Below are 17458 nucleotides of genomic sequence, written 5' to 3'. Positions count from 1 at the left end.
CGCCGCCTCAAGCGTTCGAGCTGACGATCAATGCATCGAGACGGGCCTTGGCGCGACCGCTGTCGAGCGCGGCGAATGCCTGAGCCAGCCCGTCGCGCAGATCGCCCGCCTTGCCGGCAACGACGAGCGCAGCCGCCGCATTGAAGGCCGCGATATCGCGAAAGGCGGTCTTCTGCCCATCGAGAACGGCGCGCAGCGCGGCTGCATTCTGCTCGGGCTCGCCGCCGCGCAGCTCCGCAGGCTTCGCCAGCGCGAGCCCGACATCGCCCGGGCTGATCGTAAAGCTCTCGATCTTGCCGCCATCGAGCGAGACGACCCGCGTCGGCCCGGTCGTGGTGATCTCGTCCAGACCGTCGGAACCGTGCACGGCCCAGATCCGCTGCGAGCCGAGCGAGGCCAGAACCTTCACCATGGGCTCCAGCCAGGTCTCGGAGAACGCACCGACGAGCTGCCTGGTCACGCCGGCCGGATTCGATAGGGGGCCGAGCAGGTTGAAGATCGTGCGGGTACCGAGTTCGGTGCGCACCGGCGCGACATGGCGCATCGAGGCGTGGTGCGTCGGCGCGAACATGAAGCCGACGCCGGCCTCCTTGATGCAGCGCTCGGTTGCCGCCGCGTCGAGCCCGACCTTGACGCCGAGCGCCATCAGCACGTCGGCCGCGCCCGAGCGCGAGGAGGCGGCGCGGTTGCCATGCTTGGCGACGGGAACGCCGCAGGCGGCCGTGATGATCGCAGCCAGCGTCGAGACATTGTAGGAGCCCGACGAATCGCCACCGGTGCCGACGATGTCGATGGCATCAGCCGGAGCCTGGACCTTCACCATCTTGCCGCGCATGGCGCTGACGGCGCCTGCAATCTCCTCAGTGGTCTCGCCGCGCACGCGCAGGGCCATCAGGAAGGCGGCGGCCTGGGCGTTGGTGACCTCGCCCGAGAGGATGGTGTCGAAGGCGTCTTTGGCCTCGTCGCGCGAAAGCGTGGCTCCGGTCGCGACCTTGGCGATGAAGGGTTTGAAGTCGTCCATGGGAACTCTGTGAAATCAGGCGGTCTGGGGCAGGGCGGCGGGTCGATGCTGCCGCGACCACGCTTGAGAAATATCGAGGAAATTGCGCAGGATCGTCGCGCCATGCTCGGAGGCGATGCTCTCAGGGTGGAACTGCACGCCCAGCACCGGAAACTCGCGATGCGACAGCGCCATGATCAACCCGTCATCGCTTTCCGCCTCGATATCGAGTGCTGCGGGACAGGTTTGACGGGAGACGACGAGCGAATGGTAGCGCGTTGCCTGGATCGGCCCGTTGATGCCGCGGAACATGCCGCGTGACTGATGTCGGATCGCCGAGATCTTGCCGTGCATCGGCAGGGGGGCTCGCACGACATCGCCGCCGAAGACCTGTCCGATCGCCTGCAAGCCGAGGCAGACGCCGAAGATCGGCTTGACCCCGGCGCCCTCGCGCACGAGGTCGAGGCAGATGCCGGCCTCGTTGGGCGTGCAGGGGCCGGGCGACAGCACGATAGCGTCGTAATCGTCGGACAACGCCTCCGCGACCGTGATCGCATCGTTGCGGCGCACGACAACGTCAGCGCCTAGCCCGCCAATCAGGTGGACGAGGTTCCAAGTGAAGCTGTCGTAGTTGTCGATCAGCAGGATGCGCATCGGTTCAAGGCTCAAGTTAAGGCGCAAGGTCATGCACGGTCGAGGGCAGGGTGGTCAAGTTGCAGTGCCGTCGGACGCCATTGCGCGGTAAGGGTATCGCCGAGCATGATGCGCTTCCGGCGAGTGCACGAGGGCGGTGCGTGGCGTTCAATCGATATATCGTTATGGTGACGGCCGCATTGTTGTTGGCCGGCTGCAATACGGGCGAGCGGCCTCAGGCCTTGCCCTATGAAGGGCTCGCAACGGCCGAACTCACCGGCTATGGCGTGATCCGCTTCTGGGCCGATGCGGTTGACGCGCAGACGAAGACCTATCTCGACATTCAGTACCGCCAGATCGCAAGGTCGGGCTGCGAGCCTTGCCAGAGATCAGCGTCCTTCCTGGCGATCTCGGGCGGCAGCGCGGACGGTGCCTATGGTGCGGGTTTCCTCAAGGGCTGGAGTGCGCGCGGTGATCGCCCGCACTTCGAGGTCGTCACCGGCGTCAGCACCGGTTCGCTCGCCGCGCCCTTTGCTTTCCTTGGCCCCGCGCATGATGCCGAACTCGAGGAAATCTACACCCGATATGGTGACAAGGACCTCTTCAACGACAAGGGCGTGATCGGCCTCGTCGGTGAATCGCTCTACGACACCGCGCCGTTACGTCACCTGATCGAGCGCTATGCCAGCGACGACCTGCTCGACGCCATCGCGGTCGAGCATCGCAAGGGCCGTCGCCTGCTGGTGCAGACCACCAATCTCGACGCTCAGCGCCCGGTGATCTGGGACATGGGCGCGATTGCTGCCAGCGGCCAGGCGAGCCGCCGCCGGCTCTTCGTCGACATCCTGCTGGCTTCGGCCGCGATCCCGGCCGTGTTCCCGCCGGTGCGGCTCAGCGTCTCCAGCAATGAGCGGCTTTATGACGAACTCCACGTCGATGGCGGCGTCGCCTCGCAGATCTTCTTCGCCCCGCCGGGGCTCGATCTGAACGGCGCGGCGCAGCGCAATCTCGGACATGAGCGCAGATTGGCGCTCTTCGTCATCCGCAATGGCAAGCTGAAGCCCGAATACAAGGCGAGCATCCAGACGGTCGCAGGCTTGGCGACGCGCTCGATCGCGACCCTGGTGAAGTACCAGGCGCTCTCCAACATCGCCGCGATCTCGGAACTGGCCCGGCGGTTGAAGGCGCGCTTCGCTTTCACGGCTGTGCCGGACGATTTCGCGGGCAAGCCGCGCTCGGAGTTCGACTCGCTTTACATGCAGGAGCTGTTCAACCTCGGCTACGAACAAGCGCGCGCCGGCCGCGCTTGGCTGACCGAGGCGCCGGCCTCGCCGACGCTGGCCTTGCGCTGAGGTGGGCTAGAGCATTTTCGAGCGAAGTGGACCCCGGTTCGCGTGAAGAAAATGCGATAAAACAAGGGGGTAGAGTATTTCCGCGATTCAGAGAAACGCGGAAATACTCTAGAGGCCCTGACAGCCTCTATTGCCCGCGCCCGGCCCGCGAGGCGAAGCGGATCGCTTCTTCCGCCGCCTTGAACAGGGCTTTCGCCTTGTTCACGCATTCGGCCTGCTCGGATGCCGGGTTGGAATCATAGACGATGCCGGCGCCGGCCTGGACATGCATGCGCTCGTCCTTGACCACCGCCGTGCGCAGCACGATGCAGGTGTCCATCTCGCCATTGGCGCCGAAATAACCGATGCAGCCGCCATAGGCGCCGCGCGCGTCGCGCTCCAGTTCGTCGATGATCTCCATCGCGCGGACTTTCGGCGCACCGGACACCGTGCCGGCGGGAAAGCCGGCGGCCAATGCGGCCAATGCGTCATGCTGCGGGTCGATCGTCCCTTCGACATTCGAGACGATGTGCATGACCTGGCTGTAGCGCTCGATGAAGAAGGAGTCGGTCACCTTCACCGAGCCGATCTGCGCGACCCGGCCGACATCGTTGCGGCCGAGATCGAGCAGCATCAGATGCTCGGCGCGTTCCTTCGGGTCGGCCAGCAATTCCGCGGCAAGCGCGTCATCCTCAGCCACCGTCGCGCCGCGCCGGCGCGTACCGGCGATCGGCCGGATGGTCACGGTATCGTCGCGCAGGCGGACCAGGATTTCGGGGCTGGAGCAGACGATCTGGAAGTCGGCGAAGTCGAGATAGCACAGGAACGGCGCTGGATTGACCCGCCGCAGAGCCCGATAGAGAGCAAAGGGCGGCAGCCGGAAGGGCGCCTCGAAGCGCTGCGACAGCACGACCTGGAAGATGTCGCCGGCACGGATATAATCCTGCGCGGTGGCGACCATGGCGTGGAAATCCGCCTCGCTGGTGTTCGAGACAATCGCCGGCTCCGGCAAATTGGTGATGTCGATAGCGGCATCGGCCGGCAACGGCCCTTCGAGCGCCATCACCACGGCGTCCAGCCGGTCCTGCGCCTGCTCATAGGCTGCGCGGGCGGCGATGCCGGGCTGAGCCCGCACCGGGGTCACGACGTGGATCTCGTCGCGCACCGAATCGAACACGACCATCAGCGTCGGGCGGATCAGGATGGCGTCGGGAACGCCGGTGCCGGTTTCCTTCGGTTCAGCCAGGCGCTCCATCAGGCGCACCATGTCGTAACCGAGATAGCCGAACACGCCGGCGGCCATGGGCGGCAGTTTCTCGCCTTCCGCCCCTTCGCCGTCGGGGATCGCGCTCTCGTCCAGCAATGAGCGCAGGCTCTCGAAGGCCGGGCGCGGATCAGTGAGGAAGCTGTCGCCGAGCGCCGGCCGGCACAAGGCGGCCTCACCGTGATGGCAGCGCCAGATCAGGTCCGGCTCGAGCCCGATCATCGAGTAGCGCCCGCGCACGGCACCGCCTTCGACCGATTCGAGCAGGAAGGCCGGGCCCGTCGTGGCGTGCCGCAGCTTCAGGAAGGCGGCGACCGGCGTCTCGCAATCGCCGACCAGTACCTGTCGCAGTAATTGCGCCGTGCCGGCCTCGTAGCTTTGCGCGAAGCGCTCGAAAGGGGCTTGCATGGTCAATTCTGCGCGCCGCCGGTGGCGTTGCGGAACGCAGCCTCGTTGACGCTGACGCCGAGCTCCGACTGCCGCTTGCCGACATATTGCGACAGGATGTCCTCGCTGATGCTTGAAGCGAGCAGGCGGGCGAAATTCTCCGCCTCCTGTGTCGTGCGGGCATAGGGCTGCACGGTCGCGCTATCGACCTTGAACAGCACGCGCCCGCCATCGGCAAGCGCCGCCGCGCCGCTCTTGCCGACCGCGGTGCCGAAAATCAGGCTGACCACATTGGCCGGCAATTCGGGACGCTGCTCCTGCCGGCCGAGATCGGCGGCCTTCTCAATGGTGAGGCCAGCGGCTGACGCGACCGTGTCGAAGGCCTCGCCCTTGTCGAGCTGTGCGACGAGTTCGCGCGTCTTGGCCGAGAGCTTGCTCGCGACCTCGTCGGCGCGCCATTGCGCCTCGACCTGCGCCTTGACCTCGTCGAAGCCCTGCGCGCGGCCGGGTTCGATCTTGGTCAGATCGAACCAGACATAGCCCACATCGCGCGGCAACCGGATCGCCTCGTTGTCGACGCCGATATCCGAACGGAAGATCGCCTGCACGGTCGCGTCGCCTCCCGGCACGGCCGCCTCGGTCGCGCCATCGGGCTTGCGCAGGCTCGCATCGACGGGGCCAAGGGTGCGCAAGGGCAGCTTCAATTCGCTTGCGATCTCCGCCAGCGGCTTGGCGGCAGCGCGCTGATCCTCGATCTTGTCGTGCAGATCGGTGATCAGGCTTGCGGCGCGGCTGGTCGCGATCTCGCTGCGCAGCTCGGCTGCGACCTCCTCATAGGGACGCACGCGCTCGGGCGTGATCGCGGTCACACGCAGCAGGACGGAGCCGAAGGCACTCGTCACCGGAGCGCTGACCGCACCTTGCGCCAGCGCAAAGGCGGCATCGCGCACGGCCGGATCGAAGACCTGGCTCTTGGTGAAGGTGCCGAGCGAGAGGTCCTTCTCGGCGACGTTGCGCTGGGTCGCCACGGCCTCATAGGTCTCGCCACCATCGATGCGAGTCTTGGCGGCCTGTGCTTCTTCCGATGTCGGGAAGGCGATCTGCTGGATGGTGCGCGTCTCGGGCGAGCTGAAGCGCTGCCCCTTGATCTGCTCGTAACGCGCCTTGACATCGTTCTCGCTGACCGAGGCCGGATCGGCGATCGTCTCGGCCGTGATCGAGAGCACGCTGGCGGTGCGGTATTCGGGGGCGCGGAAAGCGGCTTTACGCTCGTCGAAGAAGGTCTTGAGCTGCGCCTCGGTGGGCGCGGCGATATCGCTGGCTGCGCTCACGGGCACGCGGGCAAGGGTGACGCTGCGCTTTTCGTTGCGCAGGCGGTGGCCAATCTCCTGCAGCGCCACGGGCGCGGCGACTGCGCCCACGACCATCTCGGCAAGCTGCTGGCGCAGGATCGTGGCGCGCTGCTCGCGGACATAGACCTGCTCGGTATAGCCGTTACTGCGCAGCAATTCGTTGAAACGCGCCGGCGAGAAAGCGCCCGATGCGTCGCGGAAGCTCGGATCGTCAAAGATCAGGTTACGAATCGTCTCGTCGGAGACTGCGAGCCGCATGCCTTGCGCCGTCTGGTCGAGCACCGCTTCCGTCACCAGCCGGGACAGCACCTGCCGGTCGAGGCCGATCGCGCGGGCCATATCGGGCGTGATCTGGCGGCGCTGCTGGCGGGTCAGCGTCTGGATCTCGTTCTGATAGGCCGTGCGCATCTGTTCGAGGCCGATCTCGACCTTGCCGACGCGCGCAACCTCGTTGCGGCCATAGCCGCGGAAGATGTCGCCGATGCCCCAGATCGCAAAGGACAGGATCAGGAAGCCGAACGTTATGCTGATGATAAGCTTCCCGAGGAAACTCTGACCCGCCTTGCGGATGCCCTGCATCATCATTGAATTTGAGTCTTTCCTGTCCGGATGCGGCGCAAGCGGGCGCGCCGCCGGTTTTTGTCGGTGCCGCTTATAGGAACCGCTTGCGCAACTCGCAATCATTCCTGAGTCGATCGGCCATTCTTGAATCGATCGACTCGGCGGTGTTGCCGGACGATTGCGGCAAGGCTAGAGCCGGCGCAGCATATTGGGAGGCGAGACGTGACGCGCAACATCAGGCCGCTGGTAGCCGGCAATTGGAAGATGAACGGGCTGAAGGCCGATCTCGCCATCGCAGTCGAGGTCGCCAAGGGCTATGACGCCGCGCTGAAGGCGGCCGTCGATCTTGCGATCTGCCCGCCCGCGACCTTGCTCTATACCACTACGGCCGCATTGATCGGATCGCGCATCGCAACAGGCGGGCAAGATTGCAGTTCCAATGCCGGTGGCGCCTTCACCGGCGAGGTCTCGGCCGCGATGCTCGCCGATTCCGGCGCGAGCTTCGCCATTGTCGGCCATTCCGAGCGGCGCACGCTTCACGGCGAGACCAACGCCATCGTCAAGGCGAAGGCGCAAGCTGCGCGGAACGCACTGCTGGTGCCGATCATCTGCGTCGGAGAGACCAGGGATGAGCGCGAGGCCGGCAAGGCGCTGGCGATCGTCAAGAAGCAGCTGCGCGGCTCGGTTCCGGAGGATTCGACGGCGGCGAGCCTCGTCATCGCCTATGAGCCGGTCTGGGCGATCGGCACCGGTCTGACCCCGACGGCCGCCGATGTCGCTGAAATGCATGAGGCGATCCGCACAGAGCTCGGCCGGCTTCTCGGCAAAGGGGCGGCTGCCGGCGTTCGCCTGCTTTACGGCGGCTCGGTGAAGCCCTCGAACGCAGCGGAATTGATGAATGTCGCCCATGTCGATGGTGCGCTGGTCGGCGGCGCGAGCCTCAAGGCCGAGGACTTCCTGGCGATCGCGCGGGCCTGCGCCTGAGTCCGGGTGTCGCCAAGCGTGATTTGCCGGGTGGTGCGCTTCGTAGACGCGTGCTATGTGCGCCGCGACCTCTACAAGCCCGATACGGGCAGACGGGGCGGGGCGCTCTTGCGGCGGCCCGCTCCATACCCATTTTCGTGAGACCATGCAGAACGTTCTCATCGTCATCCATTTGATCATCGTGGTCGCACTCGTCGGTGTCGTCCTCCTGCAGCGCTCCGAAGGCGGCGGGCTCGGCATGGGCTCCGGCGGCGGCGGTGCGGGCGGCTTTATGACCGGCCGCGGCCAGGCCAACGCGCTGACCCGCGCTACGGCGATTCTGGCCGGGGCCTTCTTCTTGACCTCGATCGTACTCGCGGTGATCGCGAATCGCAGCCGCGTGCAGCGTTCGATCATCGACGGCGCGCCCACGACGAGCGCGCCCGTCAACCCGACTGGCCCGAGCGCCCCCAATGCCGGCGGCGTGCTCGACCAACTGCGGCAATTGCAAGGGCCGAGCGGCGGCTCGCAGCCGCCGACGCCCCCCGCGGCGCCGCAGCAATGACGACAGGGCAGGGGCCGGGAAACCGGCCCTTCTCTTTTGACAGGAAGTCGCCGGGAAACCGGCCTTTCCCACCGAGCCTGATCCAGCTGCGCTGCTATAGTGGCCCCGATGGATCAGTCCCGACGGACAAATACAGCCTGGAGGGTCGCTGGACTCGTCAGGCTGTGGACAAGCGTGTGAAGCACAACGGCCCTGCGCGGCCCCGCTTCGCGAATCGAAACCTTGGCGTTAAAGGTGACCTCCCATGACGCGGTATGTTTTCATCACCGGCGGCGTGGTGTCCTCGCTTGGCAAAGGCCTGGCGTCGGCGGCTCTCGCAGCTCTCCTTCAAGCGCGCGGCCACACGGTCCGCCTGCGCAAGCTCGACCCCTACCTTAATGTCGATCCGGGCACGATGAGCCCGTATCAGCATGGCGAGGTCTTCGTCACCGATGACGGGGCCGAGACGGATCTCGATCTCGGCCATTACGAGCGCTTCACCGGCCGGCCGTGCAACCGGGGTGACAATATCACCACCGGTCGCATCTACATGGACATCCTGACCAAGGAGCGCCGTGGCGACTATCTCGGCGCGACCATCCAGGTCGTTCCGCACGTCACCAATGCGATCAAGGAATTCATCCTCACCGGCAATGAGGGCTATGATTTCGTCCTGATGGAAGTCGGCGGCACGGTCGGCGACATCGAGAGCCTGCCCTTCCTGGAAGCGATCCGCCAGACCAGCCAGCAATTGCCGCGCGGCCAGTGCATCTTCATCCATCTGACGCTGTTGCCCTATATTCCGACTGCGGGCGAGCTGAAGACCAAGCCGACCCAGCATTCGGTTGCCGAATTGCGCTCGATCGGCATCCAGCCCGACATCCTGCTCTGCCGCACTGATCGCGAGATCCCGCGCGAGGAGCGCCGCAAGCTCGCTTTGTTCTGCAATGTCCGCGAGACCGCCGTGATCGAGGCGAGGGACGTCGCATCGATCTATGACGTGCCGCTGTCCTACCATGCGGAGGGGCTCGACAACGAGGTGCTCGCCGCCTTCGGCATGGATGCCAGCGCTGAACCCGACATCTCGAACTGGCGGCGCATCTCCGAGCGGGTGAAGAACCCCGAGGGCGAGGTCACCATCGCCATCGTCGGCAAATATACCGGTATGAAGGACGCCTATAAGTCCCTCATCGAGGCGCTGACGCATGGCGGCATCGCCAACCGGGTGAAGGTGAATCTCGACTGGATCGAATCGGAGGTCTTCGAGAAGGAAGACCCGACGCCCTTCCTCGAGCATGTTCACGGCATCCTCGTGCCCGGCGGCTTCGGTCACCGTGGTGCGGAGGGCAAGATCAAGGCTGCGACCTTCGCGAGGCAGCACAAGGTGCCGTATTTCGGCATCTGTTTCGGCATGCAGATGGCCGTGATCGAAGCGGCCCGCTCGCTCGCCCATATCGAGAAGGCGAATTCCAGCGAGTTCGGACCGACAGAAGAGCCCGTCGTTGGCCTGATGACGGAATGGATGCGCGGCAATGAGCTCGAGCAGCGTGCTGCCGACGGCAATCTTGGCGGTACCATGCGGCTTGGCGCCTATGCCTCGATCCTCGATCCCGACACCAAGATCGCCAAGATCTATGGTGGGACCGAGATTTCCGAGCGTCATCGCCATCGCTACGAGGTCAATATGAGCTATCGCGAGCGGCTCGAGGCGCAAGGGCTGAAGTTCAGCGGCGTCTCGCCCGATGGGCTGCTGCCGGAAACGGTCGAATATCCCGACCATCCCTGGTTTATCGGCGTGCAGTATCATCCGGAGCTGAAGTCGCGGCCCTTCGAGCCGCACCCGCTCTTCGCAAGCTTCGTCGAGGCGGCGGTGGTGCAAAGCCGCCTGGTCTGACCCCGCGGAGACACGCTGGCATCGCCGCGCAACTCACGTATAGTCCCCGGACAGCTTATGGCGGCCCGGGGGCGAGCGGCATGGCGATCTCGATGGCGGGGCTCCCTGCCTTTCTGCTCTATTTCGCGCTTGGCTCTGCATTGATCGCGAGCTTTGCCGCGATCTATTTGCGGATCACGGCGCATGACGAGATCGCGCTGATCCGCGCCGGAAATCTCTCGGCTGCGATCGCGCTCGGCGGCAATCTGACGGGGTTTGCGATTCCACTGGAAAAAGCGATCGCGCAGGCGAGCAGCATCGCCGATTGCGTGCTCTGGGCCATTGCCGCGATGCTCATCCAGTTCGCGGTCTATGGGCTCACCCGCCTCATCATTCCCGAGCTTTCGCACAAGATCGAGGAGGATCGCCTTCCCTCGGCGGCGATGCTGGCCGTCATCGCCGTGATTTCCGGAACGCTGGCGGCCGCCAGCATGACCGTCTGAGAGGGCGGCGCAGTGAAGCGCTCGACGCAGATCGGACTGGCGGCGGCGGGCGTGGTGCTGTTTGCGACCGTCTGGTCGTTCTCGGGCGAGGATGACGAAGACAGCTTGGTCTACAACAGCCTGGCCGAGTGCCGCGCCGGTGGGCAATTGAGCGCCAGCCAATGCGAGCAGCGCTTCAACGAGGCCACGGCCAATCATTTGCGCGACGCCAGGAAATTCAGCAGCACCAGCGCCTGCGAGACCGAATATGGCGCCGGCTCCTGCCAGAGCGCAACCTGGAACGGGGCGCAGGTTGTCATTCCCGCCCTTGCCGGCATCATGCTGGCGCGCAGCCTGGCCCAGGGCGGCGGCGCGGCGCAGCCGCTGCTGCCGCCGACGCGTGACGCCTGCCCGCCGGGCTCCCCGGCACAGGAATGCCAGCAGGCGCGCTCTTCATCGAGCAGCAGTGGTGGTGGTTCCCGCGGAGGCAGCTATTCCCGCGCCTATTCGACGTCATCGGGACAAGCGCTCGTCGCGCGCAGCGGCGGCTCCAGCCGCGGCGTCAGCACGACCAGCGTTGCTTCGCGCGGCGGCTTCGGCTCGACCTCGCATTCCTTCAGCTCCTCATCCTCGTCCTGAGATGCGCCGCGTCGTCCTCGAAGCGCGCGCCGATTGGCAGGCTCAGGTCGAGCGCCTCGGCTTTGCCTTCCACACCATCGACGGCGCGACCTATTGGGATGAGCGCACGGCCTATGCCTTCACGCTGGACGAGATCGAGCGTGATATCGAGGCGCCGACCGAGGCGATCGAGCAGCTCTGCTTCGCCTTCATCGAGAAGGCGATCGACGATGACGCGGTCCTGACCCGGCTCGCCATTCCCGAAGCGCAATGGGCCTTCATCCGCGAGAGCTGGCAGCGCGGCGAGCGCAATCTCTACGGCCGGCTCGACCTGGCCTATGACGGGCGCGGGCCGGCCAAGCTGCTCGAATACAATGCCGACACGCCGACCGCCCTGTTCGAATCGAGTGTCGTGCAATGGGATTGGCTCGAACAAGCTATGGCGAATGGCCGGCTGCCCGCCGGCTGCGACCAGTTCAATTCATTGCATGAGCGATTGATCGCCGCCTTTGCCGGGCTGCGCACGCCCTCGCCCTATCGCTTGCATCTTGCTTGCGTGCAGGAGAGCGCCGAGGACAGAGGCACTGTCGATTACCTGCTCGATTGCGCCAAGCAAGCCGGGCTCGACGCCCGCTTCACCTTCATCGAAGAGATCGGTCTGCTCACCGATGGCCGCTTCTGCGACGGTTCCAACGTGCCGATCGAGGCCTTGTTCAAGCTCTATCCCTGGGAATGGCTCTTCCGCGAACGCTATGCCAGCGCGCTCGCGGGCTCGCGCTGCCAGTTCATCGAGCCGCCCTGGAAGGCGCTGCTCTCGAACAAGGGCTTGCTTGCTTGCCTCTGGGAGATGGAACCCGGTCATCCGAACCTGCTGCCGGCCTTCTTCGAGGGTGACCCCCGCTGCGAAAGCCTGTCGCCGCGCCGGGTTCGCAAGCCGCTCTATTCGCGCGAGGGCGCCAACATCACCTTGCTGGAACGCGGCAAGGTGCTGGACAGCGATGACGGTCCTTATGGTGCCGAGGGCTTCATCCTGCAGGACGCTGCGACCAATTTGTTCCAGTCCGATGGAAACTATGCGGTGATCGGCTCTTGGCTCGTCGCCTCGCAGGCCTGCGGTCTGTGCATCCGCGAGGATGCGACGCCGATCACCAAGAACACCTCGCGCTTCCTGCCGCACTATATCGAGCCATGACCTGATCGAACCATGACCTGCGCCCGATGACCTGCTAGACAAGGAGCTGTCCGAGCCTCCTGCCTTGCGAGACATCGCCATGCCTGCTTCCACCACCCCTCGCGGCCTCGACCACCTCGTCATCGGCGTACGCGATCTCGACGCCGCCGGCGCCTTCTATGAGAAGCTCGGCTTCCGGGTTGGAGCACGCAACAGCCATCCCTGGGGCACGCAGAATCGGATCGTCCAGTTTCCAGGCGCCTTCCTGGAGCTAATCACGATCGGCGATGCCGAAGCGATTCCGGAGCCTGCGCCAGGCCGCTTCTCCTTCGGAGCCTTTGTGCGCGATGCGCTGGAGCGCGGTGAGGGCATGTCGATGCTGGTTCTGGAAAGCCAGGACGCCAAGGCCGACAATCTCGCCTTCAAGGCTGCTGGCATCGGCGCCTTCGAGCCCTTCTTCTTCGAGCGGCAGGCGCGCCGCCCGAGCGGGGAGGAGGTGCGCGTCGCCTTCTCGCTCGCCTTTGCCGACGATGCCGCCGCGCCGGAATGCGGCTTCTTCGTCTGTGAGCAGCACGAGCCGCAGAATTTCTGGAATCCGGCCTTCCAGAAGCATGAGAATGGTGCGACCGGGCTGTCTGCGGCGATCCTGGTGACGGACGAGCCCGAGCAGCACCGCACCTTCCTCACTGCCTTCACCGGTGGGGCCGAAATCCTCGAGGGCAATGAGGATTATGTCCTGGACCTGCCGCGCGGTCGCATCGACGTGCTCGACGGTGAGGCCGCGAGCGCAATCTACCATGTCGAGCCGGACCCGACGCCGGCACGCTTTCTCGGATTTTGTGTGACGGTGGCGGATCTCGAAGCCGCCGCTGCGCGGCTGAGCGCAGCGGGCGTTCCTTTCGCGCAAGGCGAGGAGCGCATCGTCGTGCCGGCGGCTGCAGCGCTGGGCTGTGTCATTGCCTTCGAGCAGGGTTGAAGCCATCCTGGTACGGCGAAGGAGACAGATCCATCCATGATAGCTGAAGCTTTGGCGAAACTTCCGGATTTCGCCCTGTTCTTCGCCGGCTCGTTGGCGCTCGTCGGCCTCTATCTGCTGATCTACACGCTCGCGACCTCGCATAACGAGTTCGGCCTGATCCGTCAGAACAACCTCGCTGCCGCACTCTCGCTGGGTTTGAGCCTCATCGGATTCGCGCTGCCCTTGTCGAGCGCCATCGTCCATTCTACGACGATCGTGGATCTCGCGGTTTGGGGCATCGTCGCCATCATCGTGCAACTGATCGTCTATGCGCTGGTGCGGCTGGTGCTGCCCAACCTGTCGTCGCGGATCGCCTCGGGAGAGCTCGCGGCGGCGCTCTTTCTCGGGGCCGCCTCACTGGCGGCCGGCGTCATCAACGCCGCCGCGATGAGCTACTGATCGCGCAAGACGCCGCTTCAGGCTGAGGCGCGCTCTTTGGGCAGGGTCGCCAGCAGGCCGACGAGCGCCCGGTCGTGCAGCACCACCATGCGTTCCTTGGGCTTCAGCCAGATCGCTGCATCCTCGATCGTCTCGGCATCGACGAGCTTGGCCTGCGCCACGGCGCGGTCAGGTTCGATCTCGCCGCGCCGGCGCGGCTGGCCCTCCGGCAGCATCATGTCATGGGCATGGCGCAAAGCCGCGTCGGCGTGAAGCGCTACGAGCCCGTCTGCGTCGTCGAAGCCAGCCTTGGCGAATTCAGCCTGCAGCGCATTCGCCCGCAGCGCGATGGCTGGCGGGTCGCCTTCCTCCGGCGTCACCAGTAATTTGTGCCGCTTCAGCCAGAGGCCCAGCCCCAATTGTCCCGATGCCCAGGACAAGGGAATCGCCAGCACGAGGCCGACGATCGTGGGCGACATCCAGGCAAACAGCGATGTCGCGATCATGAAGGCAGAGATGCCGGCGACGACCCCGAGCACCGTATGAGTCCGGTGCCGGCGGATGATGTCCTTCAGTGGGATCGAACCGTCGTCGCGCCGCTGCGGATTCCAGCCGGTGTCGCGCCCGAGCAGGATCTGGAAGACCGAGCCGGACTGGATCAGCATCATGATCGGCGCGAAGAAGGCGGAGAACAGGATTTCGAGCAAGGCCGAGAAGATCAGCCTGATCGCGCCGCCGCCGGCGCGCCGGAGCTTGCCGTTGATCAGGGTCAGGATCAGCCCGAAGCCTTTCGGTGCGAGCAGGATCGCCATGGTCAGCGCGAACAGGTTCAAGGCGCGCTCGGGGTCGAAGCGGGGCCAGACCGGGAAGAGCGTGAATTCCTGCGTAAAATACTCCGGCCGCGCGTAATTGACCTGCAGCACGATCAAAATACCGACGACCAGCTGCATCAGCCAGAACGGCGAGGCGAGATAGCCCATGATGCCGGTGGCGAAATGCTGGCGTGTCGACCAGACGAAACCCTTCGCCCCGATGATGCGCGAATGCTGCAGATTGCCCTGGCACCAGCGTCGGTCGCGCACCGAGATGTCGATCAGCGAGGGTGGGCTTTCCTCATAGGAGCCCGTCAGGTCGGGCAGCATATAGACCGACCAGCCGGCCCGGCGCATCAGCGCTGCCTCGACGAAGTCGTGGCTCAGCACATGGCCTCCGAAGGGCGGCTTGCCCTTCAGGTCAGGCAGGCCGCAATGATCGGCAAAGGCTTTCGTGCGGATGATCGCGTTGTGGCCCCAGTAGTTGCCGTCGCGGCCCGACCACATGGCGAGCCCGGTCGCAATGACGGGGCCATAGACGCGGGCCGCGAATTGCTGGAGCCGTGCGAAGAAGGTGTTGCGATTGATGATCAGCGGCAGCGACTGGATGATGCCGGCATCGGGATCGGCCTCCATCGCTGCTGCAAGCCGGACGATGCAGGTGCCGGTCATCAGGCTGTCGGCGTCGAGCACGACCATATGCTCGTAATACCCGCCCCAGCGCGTGACGAAATCGGCGATGTTGCCGGCCTTGCGGTGGTGGTTCTTCGGCCGATGCCGGTAATAGACGCGGGCTTCGGGGCCAAGCTTTTCACGCAGCGCCAGGAAGGCGCGTTCCTCGGCGATCCAGACATCGGCATTGGTCGTGTCGGAGACGATGAAATAGTCGAAATGCGCGCCAAGGCCCGTCGCCTCGACGGATTCCTTGATGGCGGCGAGCGCGGCGAAGGTCCGCGCCGTCGATTCATTGTAGATCGGCATCACCACGACAGTGCGATGTTGCAGTGTCTCGACCCGGCCCGTGCGTCCGCTTCCAACCAGAAGTCCGAAGAAACCCAGCAATGCGCTGGTGAAGGCGAGCGCGATCCATGAGAAATTGACCGTGAACAGCACGAGCAAGACGTACTGCAGCGAGGTCGTGCGGCTCACCGACACGACATTGTACATTTCCCAGGCGCCATAGGCGGTCAGCACCATGCCACCGCCGAATACGAATAGCCGTTTCAGCCAAGGCGTCGTCCAGAGCTTCGGCGAGGTGGGCTTGCGCCGGTCGGAGGCGTTCCAGCTCCGAAAGGATTGCACCGGCATGAGCAGCCGGTTCTCGGGCGGTGTCGCCGGCTCGGCGCTGACCGCATAGCGTCGCGCTTCAGTCCCAGTGGCCATATCCGGGCGCGCTGCGGTCACCACGTCCATCGATTCAACCAAGTTTCCGAGACCGGCTGACCGCCGGACTGCAAGACGAGCCTGAGCTCGCTCAAATTCTCCGTGCCGGGATCGACCTCGAAGCCGACGCGCATCAGCTTGCGCTCTGGATAGGGCCAGATCCGGACATTCTGGATCGCGCCCGGCGTCGCAGTGATGTTGGCGCGGGTGGAAGCGACGACCGCGGCATCGGCCAGGCGGTCGCCGGTGAAATCGACGATGAAGCGGCGGCGGCGGCCTTGTGAGCCGCGGCCTTGCCGCACCCGCCCCGAGACCGCCAGTGCCGGCCGCTCCGGCGGCTGCCAGCACCAGGCCTGCCGATAGGCCAGTGTCGTCTCGCTGCCCGGCGCCAGCACCTGGCGCGGCCGCCAATACAGGATGACGTTCTTGTTCACATCGGAATCGCTGGGGATCTCGATGAGCTGCACCGAACCCGCGCCCCATTCGCCGAGCGGCTCGACCCAGACGCTCGGCCTCAATTCGAAACGCTGGTCGTCATCCTGGAAGGCTGCGGGGTCGCGCTCGCGCTCGACCAGGCCGAAGCCGCGCGGGTTGGAGTCCATGAAGGACGAAACCTGCAAGGTCGCCGGATTGCTCACGGGGCGGTAGATCCATTCGCCATTGCCTGTCAGCATCTGCACCCCGGACACTTCGTGCACGGAGGGGCGCAGATCGTCGAAGCTGCGCCGGCTCTGCGGGCCCGAGAGGAAGGTGCCCATCGTGCAGCCCAGGCCGACATGGTCGAGCGCTTGCCGCGCAAATAGCGTCATCTCGACATCGATCAGGGTGACGTCACCGGGCCGCAATGTCATCCGCACCGCGCCGGTGAGACTTTCCGAATCGAGCAATGCGTGGATGACGAGCGAGCCGGAAGCGGGGCTCGGCCGCTCGATCCAGAAGGCGCGGAAGAACGGAATCTCCTCACCGCGCGTCTCGCCCGGCCGCAGGATCAGCGCCCGCGCCGTCGAACCATAATTCTGCCCGCGCGCCAGCGAGCGAAAGAAGGTTGCGCCCTGGAATATCGCGACCTCATAGGGCCGTTCCAGTCCGGTCGCGATCCGCATTCCGGAGAATTGCAGGTCGACATTCGCCGGCGGCGGGGTGACGCGGCCATAGTCGAACTTGCCGCGATCGAAGGCGACGCGGCGCACGATCTCGTCCTCGACCGTGAACAGGCTGACCGGGCTGGAGAAAACATAGCCGCGATGCAGCGGCTCGATGGTGAAGCCACGATTCTCGCCGGACCAGATCAGGCCACCGGGCTGCGCCCTGATTCCCGCATACTGATCGAAGGGCAGGGTGGTATAGCCGTCCGGCAGGTCGGTCGTGACGACCGGCACCAGCGGGCGACGCGCCAGTTGTCGCGCGGTCTCGACGACCAGGGCCGGGTCGAATTTCTGGCCCTCGGCGATCACCGACTGAACAAGCGCCGCCCAGCTGCTTTGCGCCGCCGCCGGCGTCGCGCCGATCAGCGGAGCGGAGGCTAGGCCGATCGCCGCGCCTTCCAGAAACTGCCGACGATTCAAGGATTTCGACATGATATCCAACATAGACGGGCGACGCCCTCGCCCTCTCGCGCTTCTAGAGCATTTCCCGGCGATCTGAAAAGCGTTTGCGTCCGGAAAATGCAGATGGTCGCGTTCCTAGAG

General features: G+C 65.3%; 15 protein-coding genes. 9 read left to right on the top strand and 6 right to left on the bottom strand.

Annotation, left to right across the window (positions count from 1 at the left end):
* Positions 1-7: 7 nt before the first annotated feature.
* Together trpD and BMZ97_RS04160 are read right to left on the bottom strand one after the other, a co-directional pair.
* Complete coding sequence (gene trpD, locus BMZ97_RS04165) at positions 8-1021, bottom strand: anthranilate phosphoribosyltransferase (RefSeq protein ID WP_092165742.1); 1014 nt, start codon at positions 1019-1021, stop codon at positions 8-10.
* Positions 1022-1036: 15 nt separating this feature from the next.
* Positions 1037-1654, bottom strand: coding sequence for an anthranilate synthase component II (locus tag BMZ97_RS04160; RefSeq protein ID WP_092165740.1), 618 nt, complete (start codon positions 1652-1654; stop codon positions 1037-1039).
* Between the two features lie 140 nt (positions 1655-1794).
* Between BMZ97_RS04160 and BMZ97_RS04155 the strand changes: the two genes are divergently transcribed.
* Complete coding sequence (locus BMZ97_RS04155; protein WP_139221150.1) at positions 1795-2985, top strand: patatin-like phospholipase family protein; 1191 nt, start codon at positions 1795-1797, stop codon at positions 2983-2985.
* 127 nt (positions 2986-3112) lie between these two features.
* Here the strand turns inward: BMZ97_RS04155 and trpE are convergent, their stop codons facing one another.
* Positions 3113-4636 (bottom strand): anthranilate synthase component I, encoded by a 1524-nt coding sequence (gene trpE, locus BMZ97_RS04150; protein WP_092165736.1) that lies wholly within the window; start codon positions 4634-4636, stop codon positions 3113-3115.
* 2 nt (positions 4637-4638) lie between these two features.
* On the bottom strand, positions 4639-6552 hold the full coding sequence (locus BMZ97_RS04145) for a peptidylprolyl isomerase (RefSeq protein WP_244546224.1): 1914 nt from the start codon (positions 6550-6552) through the stop codon (positions 4639-4641).
* Between the two features lie 198 nt (positions 6553-6750).
* On the opposite strand from BMZ97_RS04145, the gene tpiA reads away from it, so the two are divergent.
* The 8 genes from tpiA to BMZ97_RS04105 all read left to right on the top strand — a co-directional run bounded on the left by tpiA (position 6751) and on the right by BMZ97_RS04105 (position 13596).
* On the top strand, positions 6751-7512 hold the full coding sequence (gene tpiA, locus BMZ97_RS04140; protein WP_092165734.1) for a triose-phosphate isomerase: 762 nt from the start codon (positions 6751-6753) through the stop codon (positions 7510-7512).
* A gap of 145 nt (positions 7513-7657) precedes the next feature.
* Positions 7658-8056, top strand: a complete 399-nt coding sequence (secG, locus tag BMZ97_RS04135) for a preprotein translocase subunit SecG (RefSeq protein ID WP_092165732.1) — start codon at positions 7658-7660, stop codon at positions 8054-8056.
* Positions 8057-8300: 244 nt separating this feature from the next.
* A complete protein-coding gene (locus BMZ97_RS04130) occupies positions 8301-9929 on the top strand; it encodes a CTP synthase (protein WP_069691647.1) in 1629 nt (542 codons plus the stop codon).
* A gap of 80 nt (positions 9930-10009) precedes the next feature.
* Entirely contained in the window at positions 10010-10411 is a 402-nt protein-coding gene (locus BMZ97_RS04125) for a DUF350 domain-containing protein (protein WP_092165730.1), read from the top strand.
* Positions 10412-10423: 12 nt separating this feature from the next.
* Positions 10424-11029, top strand: coding sequence for a DUF1190 domain-containing protein (locus BMZ97_RS04120; RefSeq protein ID WP_092165728.1), 606 nt, complete (start codon positions 10424-10426; stop codon positions 11027-11029).
* Between the two features lies 1 nt (position 11030).
* Complete coding sequence (locus tag BMZ97_RS04115) at positions 11031-12200, top strand: glutathionylspermidine synthase family protein (protein WP_092165726.1); 1170 nt, start codon at positions 11031-11033, stop codon at positions 12198-12200.
* Positions 12201-12279: 79 nt separating this feature from the next.
* Positions 12280-13155: a VOC family protein gene (locus tag BMZ97_RS04110; protein ID WP_092165724.1), complete on the top strand. Its 876-nt coding sequence runs from the start codon at positions 12280-12282 to the stop codon at positions 13153-13155.
* A 36-nt stretch (positions 13156-13191) separates the two neighbouring features.
* Positions 13192-13596 carry a DUF350 domain-containing protein gene (locus tag BMZ97_RS04105; protein WP_092165722.1) on the top strand — a complete coding sequence of 135 codons (405 nt, stop codon included), beginning with the start codon at positions 13192-13194 and terminating at the stop codon, positions 13594-13596.
* 17 nt (positions 13597-13613) lie between these two features.
* Here BMZ97_RS04105 and mdoH read toward each other — a convergent pair whose 3' ends face one another.
* Both mdoH and BMZ97_RS04095 read right to left on the bottom strand, forming a co-directional pair.
* Positions 13614-15770 carry a glucans biosynthesis glucosyltransferase MdoH gene (mdoH, locus tag BMZ97_RS04100; protein ID WP_092166604.1) on the bottom strand — a complete coding sequence of 719 codons (2157 nt, stop codon included), beginning with the start codon at positions 15768-15770 and terminating at the stop codon, positions 13614-13616.
* A gap of 17 nt (positions 15771-15787) precedes the next feature.
* Positions 15788-17347: an OpgD/OpgG family glucan biosynthesis protein gene (locus tag BMZ97_RS04095; protein WP_175525417.1), complete on the bottom strand. Its 1560-nt coding sequence runs from the start codon at positions 17345-17347 to the stop codon at positions 15788-15790.
* Between the last annotated feature and the right edge of the window lie 111 nt (positions 17348-17458).

It is taken from the genome of Allobosea sp. OK403 (assembly GCF_900113835.1).
Classification (GTDB): Bacteria; Pseudomonadota; Alphaproteobacteria; order Rhizobiales; family Beijerinckiaceae; genus Allobosea.
This window is presented reverse-complemented; position numbering and strand designations above follow the sequence as displayed.